The sequence below is a fragment of the Streptococcus sp. 27098_8_91 genome (assembly GCF_041432385.1).
In the GTDB taxonomy this organism is placed as follows: Bacteria; Bacillota; Bacilli; order Lactobacillales; family Streptococcaceae; genus Streptococcus.
This window is the reverse complement of record NZ_JAPVZN010000007.1, coordinates 52,615-67,955: the sequence shown is the minus strand read 5'-3', so window position 1 is coordinate 67,955 and position 15,341 is coordinate 52,615. Positions and strand designations below refer to the sequence as shown.

General features: G+C 38.9%; 18 protein-coding genes and 1 tRNA gene. 15 read left to right on the top strand and 4 right to left on the bottom strand.

The window, feature by feature from the left end; translation table 11 throughout:
• Positions 1–9 precede the first annotated feature (9 nt).
• Positions 10–642, bottom strand: a complete 633-nt coding sequence (locus O3611_RS07325; protein ID WP_371608228.1) for an epsilon-antitoxin — start codon at positions 640–642, stop codon at positions 10–12.
• Positions 643–1,105: 463 nt separating this feature from the next.
• Between O3611_RS07325 and O3611_RS07320 the strand changes: the two genes are divergently transcribed.
• From O3611_RS07320 to O3611_RS07295, 6 genes are all read left to right on the top strand, one after another.
• Positions 1,106–1,408 carry a hypothetical protein gene (locus tag O3611_RS07320; RefSeq protein ID WP_261143849.1) on the top strand — a complete coding sequence of 101 codons (303 nt, stop codon included), beginning with the start codon at positions 1,106–1,108 and terminating at the stop codon, positions 1,406–1,408.
• 47 nt (positions 1,409–1,455) lie between these two features.
• Positions 1,456–1,914 (top strand): RNA-binding protein, encoded by a 459-nt coding sequence (locus tag O3611_RS07315; protein ID WP_371608227.1) that lies wholly within the window; start codon positions 1,456–1,458, stop codon positions 1,912–1,914.
• A 14-nt stretch (positions 1,915–1,928) separates the two neighbouring features.
• The gene (locus tag O3611_RS07310; protein ID WP_371608226.1) at positions 1,929–2,651 is read left to right on the top strand and encodes a cell division protein FtsK; all 723 of its coding nucleotides are present in this window, start codon (positions 1,929–1,931) and stop codon (positions 2,649–2,651) included.
• Positions 2,652–2,769: 118 nt separating this feature from the next.
• Complete coding sequence (locus tag O3611_RS07305; protein WP_371608225.1) at positions 2,770–4,002, top strand: replication initiation factor domain-containing protein; 1,233 nt, start codon at positions 2,770–2,772, stop codon at positions 4,000–4,002.
• A 74-nt stretch (positions 4,003–4,076) separates the two neighbouring features.
• Positions 4,077–4,418 carry a DUF771 domain-containing protein gene (locus tag O3611_RS07300; protein ID WP_261053147.1) on the top strand — a complete coding sequence of 114 codons (342 nt, stop codon included), beginning with the start codon at positions 4,077–4,079 and terminating at the stop codon, positions 4,416–4,418.
• A gap of 44 nt (positions 4,419–4,462) precedes the next feature.
• Positions 4,463–5,605, top strand: a complete 1,143-nt coding sequence (locus O3611_RS07295) for a tyrosine-type recombinase/integrase (protein ID WP_371608224.1) — start codon at positions 4,463–4,465, stop codon at positions 5,603–5,605.
• A 51-nt stretch (positions 5,606–5,656) separates the two neighbouring features.
• Here O3611_RS07295 and O3611_RS07290 read toward each other — a convergent pair.
• Both O3611_RS07290 and O3611_RS07285 read right to left on the bottom strand, forming a co-directional pair.
• Positions 5,657–5,729 (bottom strand) — tRNA-Lys (locus tag O3611_RS07290).
• A gap of 264 nt (positions 5,730–5,993) precedes the next feature.
• Positions 5,994–7,265, bottom strand: coding sequence for a replication-associated recombination protein A (locus O3611_RS07285; RefSeq protein ID WP_371608223.1), 1,272 nt, complete (start codon positions 7,263–7,265; stop codon positions 5,994–5,996).
• A gap of 115 nt (positions 7,266–7,380) precedes the next feature.
• On the opposite strand from O3611_RS07285, the gene O3611_RS07280 reads away from it, so the two are divergent.
• From O3611_RS07280 to pepF, 7 genes are all read left to right on the top strand, one after another.
• Complete coding sequence (locus O3611_RS07280; RefSeq protein ID WP_000257122.1) at positions 7,381–7,851, top strand: DUF3013 family protein; 471 nt, start codon at positions 7,381–7,383, stop codon at positions 7,849–7,851.
• Positions 7,852–7,869: 18 nt separating this feature from the next.
• Positions 7,870–8,937, top strand: coding sequence for a site-2 protease family protein (locus O3611_RS07275; RefSeq protein WP_371608222.1), 1,068 nt, complete (start codon positions 7,870–7,872; stop codon positions 8,935–8,937).
• Between the two features lies 1 nt (position 8,938).
• Positions 8,939–9,367, top strand: coding sequence for an NUDIX hydrolase (locus tag O3611_RS07270; RefSeq protein ID WP_371608221.1), 429 nt, complete (start codon positions 8,939–8,941; stop codon positions 9,365–9,367).
• Positions 9,364–9,837 carry a GNAT family N-acetyltransferase gene (locus tag O3611_RS07265; RefSeq protein ID WP_371608220.1) on the top strand — a complete coding sequence of 158 codons (474 nt, stop codon included), beginning with the start codon at positions 9,364–9,366 and terminating at the stop codon, positions 9,835–9,837. The genes O3611_RS07270 and O3611_RS07265 overlap by 4 nt, the downstream gene beginning before the upstream one ends.
• 137 nt (positions 9,838–9,974) lie before the next feature.
• On the top strand, positions 9,975–10,925 hold the full coding sequence (gene prmA, locus O3611_RS07260) for a 50S ribosomal protein L11 methyltransferase (protein WP_371608249.1): 951 nt from the start codon (positions 9,975–9,977) through the stop codon (positions 10,923–10,925).
• A gap of 1 nt (position 10,926) precedes the next feature.
• Entirely contained in the window at positions 10,927–11,670 is a 744-nt protein-coding gene (locus tag O3611_RS07255) for a 16S rRNA (uracil(1498)-N(3))-methyltransferase (protein ID WP_371608219.1), read from the top strand.
• 10 nt (positions 11,671–11,680) lie between these two features.
• Positions 11,681–13,477 (top strand): oligoendopeptidase F, encoded by a 1,797-nt coding sequence (gene pepF, locus O3611_RS07250; RefSeq protein ID WP_371608218.1) that lies wholly within the window; start codon positions 11,681–11,683, stop codon positions 13,475–13,477.
• Positions 13,478–13,646: 169 nt separating this feature from the next.
• On the opposite strand, the gene O3611_RS07245 is transcribed toward pepF, so the two are convergent.
• Positions 13,647–14,036, bottom strand: a complete 390-nt coding sequence (locus O3611_RS07245; protein ID WP_371608217.1) for a nuclear transport factor 2 family protein — start codon at positions 14,034–14,036, stop codon at positions 13,647–13,649.
• 149 nt (positions 14,037–14,185) lie between these two features.
• On the opposite strand from O3611_RS07245, the gene O3611_RS07240 reads away from it, so the two are divergent.
• Both O3611_RS07240 and O3611_RS07235 read left to right on the top strand, forming a co-directional pair.
• Entirely contained in the window at positions 14,186–14,518 is a 333-nt protein-coding gene (locus O3611_RS07240) for a helix-turn-helix domain-containing protein (RefSeq protein WP_001133064.1), read from the top strand.
• An 11-nt stretch (positions 14,519–14,529) separates the two neighbouring features.
• On the top strand, positions 14,530–15,321 hold the full coding sequence (locus O3611_RS07235; RefSeq protein ID WP_371608216.1) for a DUF2785 domain-containing protein: 792 nt from the start codon (positions 14,530–14,532) through the stop codon (positions 15,319–15,321).
• The last annotated feature ends 20 nt before the right edge of the window (positions 15,322–15,341 follow it).

The following is a 15,341-nucleotide window of genomic DNA, read 5'->3' as shown; positions in this document are numbered from 1 at the left end:
TTTTATATTCTATTTCAAGTAGTTATCAAATCCATTTCGCTCTCGTACGTCCTTGATAAAGCTCTCTATATTATCCCAATCCTCGTACTCATCAGCAATCCTAAATGTGTCAAGACGATTAGCTACTTGAGAAAATATTTCAATGTTCTCTAAGGATTCAAAGATCTTTTCAACTAAAGGTAGATATTCGAGAATTTTGGTTAGTAAGCTCTTATTTGCTAATAGCATAGGTAAAGCAAAATGACGATTGCTATCTTTTTTCATATTTTCTAGCAGTTTAGGAAATTCTTTATTTTCAATACGTTTTTCAATGATGTTTGAAACTTTATCCATCATTTTAGAATCATTTTTTTGAATAGCTTGGTAGATATTTTCAGCTAATTCAGCAAATTCTTCATTTTTCATGATAGTATTATAAGATTTTTCACTGATATATGCTTTAGCAGATGTCGGTATACCAAAGTAAATCTTTTCAAGAGTTTTAAAACCTACTTCACCATACAATTCATCTTCTACATATCTTAAGACAGCTTGGTAAGTATCAGTTTCTCCCTCTAACTCTTGATATTCTTTAAAACTATCTAGTTCTTCTACCAGATTCAAGACAACACATGCGATTAATAATTCTTCTTTATTCTTCATATTGAACTCCTTAATAATTTAAGATTGTACACATGATAACATTTTTGAGAGACAACTTCAATATCAGTTAGGGTAAGCTTTGAAAAGCCTATTAAATCAAGTTTTTTTGTTAGGGGTGACGATACAGGTTATATGATTTACTATGATACTGTAAGCTAATTCTTACAAAAAATCTTGTAATAAATTAAATTTGTCACACAGTAGCATTTTTGAAAGGAAATGTCAATAGCGATTAGGGAAGCTTTGAAAAGCCTATTAAATCAAGCTTTTTTGTTAGGGGTGACGATATGGGTTATATGATTTACTATAATACTGTAAGCTAGTTCTTACAAAAAATCTTGTTCGATTCTTAGCAAGTAAGAAAGTAGGTGATTATCATGTACTAAGAAATAGGTAGCAAAGATATTGACAAAAATTATTTCGCTTTGTCATCTAACTATAGAAATTTTGAGGATTTTTAAAAATGGAAATTTCGAAAATGGTAATTAAAGGTCAATGTCTAGGTGTCGGAGAATGGAAAGACTATACTACACAAGAGATATTTGGTTCTACTCTCGACCTAGGTTTTCGAACTGCAAACGGTAGATTTGCAATGCAATCTATTAAGGTTCAGAACATTGATTCACGAGATTTCGAATCTTATGTTGATTCTATTATTGAACTAGATCTGACAGATTGCACAGTATCAGCTTACAGTCAGGGTTCACGCTCTGTATTGTCTATTAGAGCAAAGAATGCAGAAGTGCAAGGGGTCATTGATTTATAGTATAACAGAGGAAGTTTTCACTTCCTCTGTCAGAAAGAAGGTAAACCATGTATACAATTTTATTCACCATCATTCTCAGTCTGTTATGGCTTTTTTATAAATACGTTGAAGTACAGCAAAGGAATATACAAGAAAAGATTCTCAATCTGTATATAGGTAACATCGAAACTGACATAGAGCAGGTTATAGAAAAGACAGCTTCCTTATCAGGGCAGAAGTTACTGCTTAATAATCGCTATATTCGGAATATTGGAAGTTCTGCAACACAAGATTCTCATGTTTGGAGCTTTCCCATTATGCTAGCTAGTAAGCCTGATAACGAAGAAGAAGGCTACATTCAGCAGGTGTTTTTAGTTCAACTTGACAAGTATATAAGGGGAACAAACTGCATGGCTCAATGGTCAGACAAGAACCACCGCCTGATAGTCAATCCAACTTTTGGAGATATTTTACGATATAACAATCAGTATCATATCAATCTGCAACTAGAGTTCTTATACAATTAAAAGGTGGTATAAAAGTGAAGTGTTTTAAAGACAAGAGACTATTTGACGAGGGATATTCATTTGATTGGGATATTCCTGTAGAGAGAGTCCCACACGCTTTGATAGTTGGTGCGAGTGGAGCTGGCAAGACATTTGCTACCAAGCTTTTTCTCGCCAGCTTTGCTTATTCCTACCCAGATAGTCAATTTTTAATAGCTGATTACAAGGCAGATTCAGATTTTGCGTTCTTAGAAAGTTCTCTAGCTTTTAAGAAGTTTGAGACTGTCTCAGAAATCCTATTTAAGGGTTTAGAGATTCTTGAGAAACGACAAAGAGGTCAAGATATTTCTCGTAATTTTATTTTGATTTGTTTTGATGAATTTAATGCTTGGCAGAACAGCCTGGACAGAAAAGCTCGTGAACAAGCAATTAAAGATTATACTCGTCTGATACAGTTAGGTCGTTCGTTTAAAATTTATGTAGTCGTTGCCCAACAAGATGCACATAAAAACTCTCTGAGCTTGTCTAGAGATTCTATAGGCACAGTTATAGCTTTAGGGAAACTATCTAAAGAAACTATATCCATGCTTTTTTCAGATGAGAAAGAGAGCATAATCTCTAATAATCCTAGAGGAGTAGGATATATGAAAATAGGTGGGAAAAGTAGTCGTCTTATAGTAGTGCCTAGTTATAAGATAATACCTATAGAGAGATTAATAAAAAAAGCAGTTGAACGATCCAATTGTTACTTTGAATAAAAAATTCCAGTTGTCTCACTGTAGCCGTGAGGCGAAGGTGGGGACAACTGGATAAATATCTTTAATGTGGGTAGTGTAATCACCCACGTTCCGTATAAAAATAGAAAGTAGAATAACTATGTACACAAGTTATGAAATTAAAAAAATTTTATCCGACAATGCAAAACGAAATGTCATTATGACCAGTATTGATGAAGTTACCTTTGTAATCAAACCAACCGAGGATACAATAGGTGAATATCCAGAAAGATGGAATCAAACAGCTCCACAGATTGCAGAGATAATCGCTGAAAAACTTAAATTGCCATTACTACTAGGAGATTATTCGCCTCCAGAACAAAGACTACCTGCAGGTTATACAGATGGTTTTGCTTTTAAAAATATGCCGTATTACTTTTCTATAGCTTGGCATTACAGAAATTTTACAATGGGTATTATTGTAAAATTTTCTGCATCTGCTTTATCTCACTACAAGCAAGTGTATAAGGAATATTATAATGAGGCTATTGATGTCAATATTATGGCTAAATTACTAAATGAAGAGTATTGGGAACTTAGATTAAGTCGTATAGACTTAGCAATAGATTATTTCAATTACGATATGACAGTAAATGAGCTTTATCAAGGAATAAAAAATAAACAAATTCTCATTTTAAACCATAATGGTAGAAAAAACATCTCTAATATTTCTGCACAAGAAGTTAATGGTGTAGCTCAGACTATCTATATAGGAAGTAAGAAAAAAAATATACAAACTCTATTGCGCATTTACAATAAATACCAGGAACAACTTGACAATCGTGGACGCTATGTTCACGTTGTGAACCTGTGTGATTCTTGGATACGTATGGAAGCTTCCTATAAAGGAACATATAGTAATCAAATTTTGGCATTGTTATTAACTATTAGTAACGCAAATGAACTTAGTCAATTGATAGTAAATAAGATGATTGATAAATATGGTTTCTACAATTCAGAAGATGGTTTACCTATTCCTTTTACAAAAGATTTGTTCGTAGGTTCAGGTCATTTTCCTGAATTAGAATCTCTTTCTTCAAGAAACAACTATTTATTAGCTACTGTTTCTTATATTATGAAAGGTAGTGGTTTCTTTCCATTGTTAAAAAAGATTGAGGAAATATGGGGGGTAGAAGCTCGTAATCATTTTATTATTCGTTTAATTCAAGAGTATGAGTGGAACTACATACCAAACCAAGATGTTGAGCTATGGCTTAACAAATTTAGCTCAGAACTCTCTCAATTAAATTATAAAGAGTATTTTGAAGATAGTTTTAAGCTATTCTATCAAAAAAACAATATCACTCCGAAACGACCTAAAAACAAAGAGTAATATTGTTTGAAAAATAGTATAGGGATGATTTTCATCATCTCTAGCTATTATCTCATAAAAAAGGAGAATTTTCTATGACTGAGATAAATAAAATTACTGTTGATTTAATCAATATAGAGATACAATTGCCAGAAGATAAAATTATCGTTGATAAAAAAGAATATGATAATTTAAAACATAATTCTTCTCAAGGTAGATATATGTCCTTATCTGATGTTCTACAACTTCTATCAGTTTCAAGACCGTGGTTACTTGATAATGTATTGAATAACTCAAAAATTCGGAAAGAAATTGATGTTGAATTAAATCCTAACGGATTTGTTAAATATCCTGAGAACCAAGGTGGACGCTATTTCTTTTTGGCGAGTAAAACCAAACAATGGTTTGAAGAAAACTTTAGAGAAATTATGGTATAATAGCCTTGGCAAAAACCTTGGTTATCTATTGAAAGAGGTAACTAATGGCAACTTTTAGACAACGTACAAAAGGTGGCACATGGGATTATAGAATTGTAGATAATAACAAAAAACTTGTTGCATTTAAAGGTGGCTTCAGAACTAAGAAGGAAGCAGAAAAAGAAGCTTTAGCTATTGAATTAAAGTTGATGTCAGGTGCAAAAATTAATTCGCAAGCTAGTTTATATGAGTTATGGGAAGAATGGTTTGATGTTGTTGTAAGACCACTTGGAAAAAGTGAATCAACGCTTTTTAAGCATAAGAAGAGAGGAGACTTGATAAAGGAACTTTTTCAAGATAGACCGGCAACTTCTATTCGTTTTAGTCAATATCAACGAGCTTTAAATTCATATGCTGAGAGGGTTACAAAAGATACTGTAGCAAGACTAAACTCAGAAATCCGAAAAGTCATTCAGTTTGCTCAACGTGACCAATTAGATATAGTTGATTTTACTGATGGTGCGATTATTTCAGGGATGAAGAAAAGCAAGACAACAGACGAAAAATATATTGACAATATTGAAGACTATTATAAGATTTTAGTTCATTTAAAAAGTCATCTTAATTACAGTAAATCTGTGATTCCTTATCTTTTGTTTGTTTCCTTTAAAACAGGGATGCGTTTCGGAGAGATTTTAGGTTTAACTTGGGATTGCATTGATTTTGAAAATCAAGTCATCCACACTTATAGGCGATACTATAATTATAAATGGAGACCACCCAAAACGGATACATCTGTTAGAGATGTGCCTATAGATGAAGAAACATCTGAGGTTTTGAAGTTATTAAAGAAAGAACAAAAGCTTGTATACAAGAATCAAGGTATTAAGGAAAAAGAAAATTTCCTTTTCTATGATGTTGTGTATGGAGTTCCTAGTAATAATGCAGTAAATCAAAGTTTGCAATCGCTACTAAAAAAACTAGAAATTTTTCCATATAATTTAACAGCTACGGGTATTAGACATACTTATGCTAGTATGTTACTTGCAAAAGGAATTGATATCTGGGTAGTTGCTCATGTAATGGGCCATAAAAATATAAAACAGGTAACAGAAACGTATGGTCATCTTTTGAAAGAGAAGAAAGAAAAAGAACATCAGATTATACGACATCTTTTAAGTGAGTATCCGTTGGTAGAACAAAAGTAGAACAGATAAGAAAAAAAGCCTTTAAATAAGGCTTTCTCCTGTTGATTTAGATGCCCCCTACAGGGATCGAACCTGTGACCCACGGATTAAGAGTCCGCTGCTCTGCCAGCTGAGCTAAGGAGGCAAAGAAAAAAGCTGTATTGGTGCCGAAACTTCACGGTTTGTATTGAACCCGCGCAATTAAGCAGGTGGGCAACTCGCTCTAACTGAAGCTGTTTCCGTGTGAGACGGCCTACATGCTGTTAGAAGACTTTTGTTTCCCTAATAATACAAAAAATAGTCGGTCAACACTTAAGTGTGAAGTCGTACACCACAGCGTTTCTATGTTTATATAATACCACTTTTTCAAAAAAAATCAAGAGGAAAGTGCAATTTTTTGAAAAGGATTTCAGATTTTTCGCAAACGGTCGATAGCTTCCTTTCTTTGAGCCAAAGCCCGTTCATATTTACCAGTATCTTCTGCTTGGAAATAGTGATGATTACGAATTTTTTCTGGTAGATAGTCTTGCTTGACCCAATTTCCAGGATAGTTGTGTGGATAGAGATAGTCTTGGGCATTCCCTAGTTCCTTGCTTCCGCTGTAGTGTCCATCACGCAGGTGTCGCGGAATAGGCAAGTGCCCTGATGTTTTGAGGTCAGCAAGTGCCTTATCCATAGCTACATAGGCTGAGTTGGATTTTGGAGAAAGGGCCAAATCAATCACGACATTGGCAATGAGAATGCGGGCTTCTGGGAACCCAATCTTCTGGGCAGCATCCAGAGCAGTCACGGTATGAATCTGGGCTTCAGGGTTGGCCAAACCGATATCTTCATAGGCGATAACGGCCAAGCGACGAGCGAGACTTGGCAGATCCCCAGCCTCAATCAAGCGGGCAGCATAGTGAAGACTGGCATCAACATCTGAGCCACGGATAGACTTTTGCAGGGCAGATAGAACATCATAGTGACCGTCTCCATCCTTGTCCATAGTGATGTAGCTTCTCTGAAGACTATTTTCCATGATGTCTAGAGTGATATGGCGAATGCCCTTATCATTCTCAGGGGTAGAAAGAACAGCCAAATCCAGTGAGTTAAAGGCAGAGCGCAGGTCTCCGTTTGTAGAGGTTGCGATGAAGTCCAGCGCATCCTCATCTAGTTCTACTGGAAAATCAAAACCACGCTCAGGGTTACTTAGAGCTATCTGTAGAGCCTCTTTGACTTCTTGGTTAGACAGAGGTTCCAACTCAAAAATTTGAACGCGACTGCGAATGGCAGGAGTGACAGAGAAGAAAGGATTTTCAGTTGTAGCGCCAATCATGATGACCAGTCCACTTTCCAAGAGAGGCAAGAGGAAGTCTTGCTTGGTTTTATCTAGTCTATGAATCTCGTCAAGGAGTAGTACAAGTCCACCTGAAAATTTAGCCTCTTCCGCAATTTCTTGCAGTCGCTTTTTACTATCAACTGTCGCATTGAAAGTTCGAAAGGCATACTTAGTAGTCCCAGCGATGGCTGAAGCAATACTGGTCTTGCCGATTCCAGGAGGTCCATATAGAATCATGGAGGACAGGCGGTTGGCTTCCACCATGCGACGGATGATTTTTCCTTGTCCGACCAGATGTTCCTGACCGATGACCTGATCGATGGTTTTAGGGCGCATGCGAAGTGCGAGATTGTCTGGCATAGCAGTCCTTTCTAACGTGGATTTTCTGATGTATATGTGGTAAGATGGTAGTATCTATTTTAGCATATTTCCGAGCAATCGGGGCGATTAAAGAGTCGCATAGAAAGAGGACAAAATGGCAACATACGGATTTTTAGATGTTTTAGAGGAAGAGTTGGAGAAGAATTTTCCCTTTGACTTTGAGATTAGTTGGGACAAGCGTAACCACGCGGTTGAAGTGAGTTTTCTATTGGAAGCGCAAAACGCTGCAGGTGTGGAGATGGTAGATGAAGACGGAGAGGTTTCGTCAGATGACATTCTCTTTGAGGAAGCAGTGCTTTTTTACAATCCTGCCAAATCAACAGTCAATGAGGAAGACTATTTGACGGTTATTCCTTACCTACCTAAAAAAGGTTTTTCTCGTGAATTTTTAGCTTATTTTGCTCTATTCCTTAAAGACACTGCCGAGGTTGGACTAGATGCCCTCATGGACTTTTTGGAAGACCCAGAAGCAGAAGAATTCGTCATGGAATGGAACCAAGAAGTCTTTGAAGAAGGAAAAGTTGGCTTGGAAGAGGGAGAGTTTTATCCTTATCCGAGATACTAGGAGTTGGTTGGAGATTTTATGAAAAAAATTGGGACTTATTTGATCTATGTGCTAGCTTTTGTCTTTATTATGCTGGCTTTTGCTTGTGGAACCATCGCATTTGCAGAGTTGGGGTATTCCGCAGTTTTAGTCTTTACTTTTGGTTATGCCTTCGCTCTTTTAAGCATGTATGTAATCTTTATTCTTCATGAGTTGGGTCATGCTTTTTGTGGCTACTTGACAGGCTATCGGCTGGTGGCTTTTGGATTAGGACATTTTCTTTTGACCAAAAAGTCAGGTAGGTTTCATCTTAGTCGAACAGCCGTTCTGAAAAATGTTGGTGCTCAGTATATTGGACTGAAAGAAGATGAAAGCGATCAAAGAATCATCCTGATGCTATCAGGAGGTTTGCTGGTTCATCTCGGCTTGATGTTATTGGCGATATTGTTTGGATTTTTGACAAGAAGCTGGTATTTTGCAGGCACTTGGATTTTTTTGAATTTGTCTTTCTTCCTAAACAATGCTTTGCCAGTCGGGATCACCGATGGAGCGAAAATTTGGGAATTGCGACAACACCCTGAAAATACCAAATACGCCTACTTGGTATTGAGACATTCTGCCCAAACTTTGCTTGCTCCTCAAGAGTATGACTTGAAAGACTTTATTATGCCTGTTCATGAACGGGCGAGAGGGAGTTTTGCAGAAAGTGTTCAGACTCTTCAGGGATTGGTATTCATATTGGATGATAATATGGAGCTTGCAAAGCAACTGCTTCAGTCTGTGTTAGAGAAAACAGATAATCCAATGTCTAAAACTATTTCTCAATTATACCTTCTTCAAATTGCTCTGATAGAAGGAGATAATAAGAAAGCGGACCAATATGCAAGTATTCGAGGGGTCAAATCCTTTTTATCTCTAAAAACAGCAGATATGCAGGTCATTCAAGCTTGGTATCAATTTAAAGTAAAGAAAGATGTAGTTCAAACTCACAAGGCTATGAAGCTTGCTAGACAGAAAATGAATAGCAGCCGGATGTTACGGGATGAGAAAAGCTATTATCAAAACTGGTTAGCCGAGCTGGAAAAGGAATTAACCGAAGGAGTCTAATATGGAACTAGAAATTTCTGATTTCACAGGCTGCAAGATTGCTTTGTTTTGTGGGGATAAGCTCTTGACTATCTTACGCGATGATAAGGCAAGCATTCCCTGGCCCAATATGTGGGAACTGCCCGGTGGTGGACGCGAAGGTAATGAAAGTCCTTTTGAGTGTGCGGCGCGTGAAGTTTATGAAGAACTGGGAATTCATTTGACTGAGGATTGTCTGCTTTGGAGTAAGTTTTATCCAAGTATGCTTTTTGCGGATAAACAATCTGTATTTCTAGTCGGCCAGTTGACACAGGATCAGTTTGACAGTATCACCTTTGGAGATGAAGGACAGAGCTATCAGCTCATGAATGTCGAGGAATTTCTTAGTTCCAGTCAAGTTGTCCCTCAGTTGCAGGATAGAGTGAGAGATTATATGGAGGAAAGTTTATGATAACACTTGTTCGAGCGGGAGCAGAGGATTTAGAAACTATTATTGCAATTCAGAGAGCCAGCTTTAAGGCTGTTTATGAAAAATACCATGATGAATATGACCCTTATCTCGAGGACCGCGAACGAATTAAGTGGAAATTAGTGGAGCGTCCCAATAGCTATTACTACTTTGTAAAAGAAGATGAAGAAAACATCGGATTTTTACGAGTTCAGACCAATGCCGAGTTAACGAAAGCTTGGTTGGGAACGGCAGCGATTTTGCCTCCGTATCAGGGAAAAGGGTATGGATCTGAAGGATTACGCTTGCTAGAAGAGGAATTTTCAACCGTTAGACAATGGGATTTGTGTACGGTATTACAGGATGCAGGCATGGTCGCCTTCTACGAGAAGAATGGCTACCAACAAACCCATATCGAACCTGAAAAAGAAGGCATGGATATGGTCTACATGAAAAAATTGATAGAGAAATAGAAAGGATGGTTCGGTTAAATTTCTAAACTGAACCCGCCCTAAACACGGTGCCAAAAAGATAAACTTCTCTTAGACACAAACGTCTTTAGAGAGTTTCCTATTTTGGCTTTGTGTTTGATGGGCTTGGTATCTTAATGATGGAAACATGGCAAGAGTTAAAAGTTACAGTGAAGCGTGAGGGTGAGGAGCTAGTCTCTAATCTCTTGATCGAGTTAGGCGCTCAAGGGGTTGCAATCGAAGACAGTATGGACTATGTGGGAAATGTGGACCGCTTCGGTGAGATTTTCCCTGAGGTCGAGCAACAGGAAGAAATCGTGGTGACTGCTTACTATCCCGAAACGGTTGATGTAGCAGCTGTTGAAACGGATTTGCAGGATCGTCTCTCAGAATTGACAGATTTTATGGACTTAGGAGAAATCAAGATTGGCACGACTGCCTTGGCTGAGGAAGACTGGGCTGACAATTGGAAGAAATACTATGAGCCAGCTCGTATCACTCATGACTTGACCATCGTGCCGTCATGGACGGACTATGAGGCGACAGCTGGCGAGAAGATTATCAAGCTAGATCCAGGGATGGCCTTTGGGACTGGAACACACCCGACGACTAAGATGAGTCTTTTTGCTTTGGAGCAAGTTCTTCGTGGTGGCGAAACAGTGCTAGATGTAGGGACTGGTTCAGGGGTTCTTTCTATTGCAAGCTCACTTCTAGGTGCTAAGGAAATCTTTGCCTATGATTTGGATGATGTAGCGGTTCGAGTCGCTCAGGAAAATATTGAGCTCAATCCTGGAATGGAAAACATCCATGTGGCGCCAGGCGATTTGCTTAAAGGAGTGGAGATTGAGGCAGATGTGATTGTGGCTAATATCTTGGCGGATATTCTCATTCATCTGACGGAGGATGCCTATCGCTTGGTCAAGGATGAAGGCTACCTCATCATGAGTGGGATTATCAAGGACAAGTGGGACATGGTGCGCGAGTCGGCTGAGTCAGCTGGATTTTTCCTCGAAACTCACATGGTTCAAGGGGAATGGAATGCCTGTGTCTTTAAGAAGACCAAGGATATTTCAGGGGTAATTGGAGGCTAGCATGCAACAGTATTTTGTCAAGGGAAGTGCAATCTCTCCTGTCACCATCGAAGACAAGGAGACCAGCAAGCACATGTTTCAGGTTATGCGCCTGAAAGAAGATGATGAGGTCGCTTTAGTATTTGATGATGCCATTAAGCGTTTGGCGCGCGTGGTCAATGTGGAGGCGCGTCAGTTTGAGCTGGTTGAGGAATTGGATGACAATGTGGAACTGCCAGTCCAGGTGACTATCGCATCTGGTTTTCCCAAGGGAGATAAGTTGGAGTTTATCACCCAGAAAGTAACTGAACTTGGCGCTAACCAGATTTGGGGCTTCCCCGCGGACTGGTCAGTTGCTAAATGGGACGGTAAAAAACTAGAGAAAAAAGTCGAGAAACTAGAAAAAATCGCCCTTGGAGCAGCCGAGCAAAGCAAGCGCAACTTTGTCCCAAGCATCACCCTTTTTGAGAAAAAGGCAAATTTTCTAGCACAACTGAGCCAGTTTGACCGCATCGTGGTGGCTTATGAAGAGTCGGCTAAAGAAGGCGAATCAGCCGCACTTATACAAGCAGTTGCTGGACTGGAAAAAGGAGCTAAATTGCTCTTTATCTTTGGTCCAGAAGGTGGTCTCTCACCTGCAGAAATCGAGAGTTTTGAAGCTAAAGGAGCAGTCTTGGCAGGTCTTGGTCCTCGTATTTTGCGAGCAGAAACAGCACCGCTTTATGCCCTGTCAGCCCTTAGTGTTTTATTAGAATTAGAGAAATAAGAGGAAGAAAATGGAACAAAAACACCGTTCAGAATTTCCAGAGAAGGAACTTTGGGATTTAACAGCCCTATACCAAGACCGTGAGGATTTCTTGCGTGCGATAGAGAAGGCGCGTGAAGATATTAACCAGTTTAGCCGTGACTACAAGGGCAATCTTCATACTTTTGAAGATTTTGAAAAGGCCTTTGCGGAATTGGAACAAATCTACATTCAGATGAGTCATATTGGCAATTACAGCTTTATGCCTCAGACGACGGACTATAGCAATGAAGATTTTGCCAATATCGCCCAGGCTGGGATGGAGTTTCAAACAGATGCCAGCGTAGCCTTGACTTTCTTTGATGATGCCTTGGTAGCAGCAGATGAGGAAGTCTTGGACCGTTTGGGTTACTTGCCACATTTGACTGCAGCTATTCGTCAAGCCAAAATCAAAAAAGCCCACTATCTTGGGGCTGATGTGGAGAAGGCCTTGACCAATCTGGGTGAAGTTTTCTACAGTCCACAGGACATTTATACTAAGATGCGAGCTGGGGATTTTGAAATGGCTGACTTTGAAGCCCATGGCAAGACCTATAAAAATAGCTTTGTGACCTATGAGAATTTCTACCAAAACCACGAGGATGCTGAGGTTCGTGAGAAATCTTTCCGTTCCTTCTCAGAAGGACTTCGTAAGCACCAAAATACGGCTGCCGCAGCTTATTTAGCCCAAGTCAAGTCTGAAAAACTCTTGTCAGATATGAAGGGATACGACTCAGTCTTTGACTATCTTCTAGCTGAGCAAGAAGTGGACCGTGCTATGTTTGATCGTCAGATTGATCTCATCATGAAGGACTTTGCGCCAGTTGCTCAGAGATACCTCAAACATGTTGCCAAGGTCAATGGTCTTGAAAAGATGACCTTTGCAGACTGGAAATTGGACTTGGACAGCGCCCTGAATCCTCAAGTGACTATTGACGATGCCTATGATTTGGTCATGAAGTCTGTAGAACCTTTGGGGCAAGAATATTGTCAGGAAGTTGCTCGCTATCAAGAAGAGCGCTGGGTGGACTTTGCTGCTAATAGTGGCAAGGATTCTGGCGGTTATGCGGCGGATCCATATCGCGTGCATCCTTATGTTCTCATGAGCTGGACAGGCCGTTTGAGCGATGTCTATACCTTGATTCATGAAATTGGGCATTCTGGTCAATTCATCTTTTCGGATAATCACCAAAGCTACTTCAACGCCCACATGTCGACCTACTATGTCGAAGCGCCTTCGACCTTCAATGAATTGCTACTCAGTGACTACTTGGAGCACCAGTCTGACGACCCTCGTCAAAAACGTTTCGCCCTTGCCCACCGCTTGACAGACACCTACTTCCATAACTTTATCACTCACCTTTTGGAAGCAGCCTTCCAGCGTAAGGTGTATACATTGATTGAAGAAGGAGAAACCTTCGGAGCAAGCAAACTCAACAGCATTATGAAGGAAGTTTTGACGGATTTCTGGGGCGATGCTATTGAGATTGATGATGATGCAGCTTTGACTTGGATGCGTCAAGCTCACTACTATATGGGCTTGTATAGTTACACCTACTCAGCAGGACTAGTCATCTCGACTGCAGGTTATCTTCATCTGAAACATTCAGAAACTGGAGCTGAAGATTGGCTCAGTCTCCTCAAATCAGGTGGTAGTAAGACACCACTTGAGTCAGCCATGATTATCGGAGCGGATATTTCAACAGATAAACCACTTCGTGATACCATCCAATTCTTGTCTGACACAGTTGATCAGATTATCGCCTACAGTGCCCAGTTGGGAGAGTAAATTAAAAGAGTCTGGGACCAAAGTCTAACCTTAAATATAAAAAGCGAACAAAACGAGTTATCTGACACTCAGAATTCTGTCTTGTTCGCTTTTTTATCTAATCTATTGCTTTAAAAAATTTATAATAAAGAATTCCTAAAATCAAAATTTTTTGTCCCGGCTTCTTTAGTTATCCCCAAAAGCTATCTTCTTCAGCTTGATCTGAAGAGAAGAGCCAAACTTCTTTGATTTTTCCGTCTTCAATACGGAAGAGGTCAATCCCGTTCATATTGAGTTCAGTACCATCAGCCCGTGTTCCAAGAAAAGTAACATTGGCTGCGATTAAATCCTTATTGTCAGAAACCCAATTTGTTACCACCTTAAAGGTTCCATTAGATTTCTCAGCAAATGTAGCTAGGTGAGTTCCTAGCTTGTCCTTACCAACAACTGAACCAGATATACTATGATTACCAGGTTGATGCCAGACAATATCGTCTGCCATCGTTTCAAAGACACCAGGAAAGTCACCAGCAATTAAAGCTTGGTTATAAGCATTGAAAATTTCTAAGTTTGTTGACATATCTATTCTCCATTTCTTTTTATGATATAATTGTAACAGTTACAAACAAAAAAACAAGTAGACACTTTTTCGATAGCTAGTATCAAAAGTAGTACTATTGTTGATACTAAAAGGTAAATTTTTTTAAAAAAATAGAAAGAAGATATTTTATGCCAAATAAAGTGAGTGAGTATGGTATTTGTCCATTTGCGACAACGCAAAGGGTTTTAACGGGGAAATGGGCACTGGTAATCATTTATCAGTTGAGTACGGGTACCAAACGATTTAAAGAATTGCAGAGATTATTGCCTGGGATTACTCAAACTATTTTGACCCGTCATCTCCGTCAATTAGAAAAGGATAAGATTGTTCAACGAAAGGTCTATGCCGAAGTTCCACCACGAGTTGAGTACAGCTTAACTGAAATGGGGCAGGAATTCAGAGTTGTTTTAGATGCTGTCGAGAAATGGGGTCTAGATTATATCAAGTTGCTAGAAATGTAGAGGTATTGACTATGTATCAAGAGTTACTTAGAAAAATAGCAGGAGAAAAACCAAGTTATAACCAGGAGGAAATCCAGTGGTTGCTTGATCATTTGGGAGATCCTTCTCCAGAAATTCGTGATGACCTTGTTTTTACAAGCTTTGCTAGAGGGATTCAGGAAGAGCTATTTACACAGGAACAATTTCATTTCATTGCTGAGGAAATTTTATCTGATGGAGGACTAGACAAAGAGATTGATAAGGTAGGCTTGTCAACACTTGAACGTTCTTTTAGGGCACTTATTTATGCCAATCTCTTATCTGCCGATGGCAACCAACACTCTCTTTATTATCAAGTGCTTAAAAGTGATATCAGAAATACGATGCTCGATCAAGGCTTGCACTACCTTGAAAAAGAAGAGGATACGACTGGTTTTTCAAGCCAGTATGGTTGGGTACATGCTTTTGCGCATGGAGCGGATCTCTTGACTGAAGTCGTTTGTCATCCAGACTTTTCTGCAAGTCGAATTTATGAGGTGTTTGAGATCCTTGGTCAACTGTTTAAAAGAATTTCGATTCGATTTATAGATGATGAGGAATGGCGCTTAGCCAGAGTGCTTTACGAACCTATTTTGCAAGGCAAGGTGGATCAAGCGACACTAGCCTCTTGGATAAAGTCACTTGATTTCCCGATAGAAGAGACGGAAGATTTTTATAAATTTTCCAATTTTAGATCCTGTCTCTTAGAAGTCTATGTTCAACTCGACCAGAGAAATAGTTTACAAGATGACTTGAAAAAAGCAATTCAATCTTTTCAATATTAGATTTCGACTATCAAATGTGA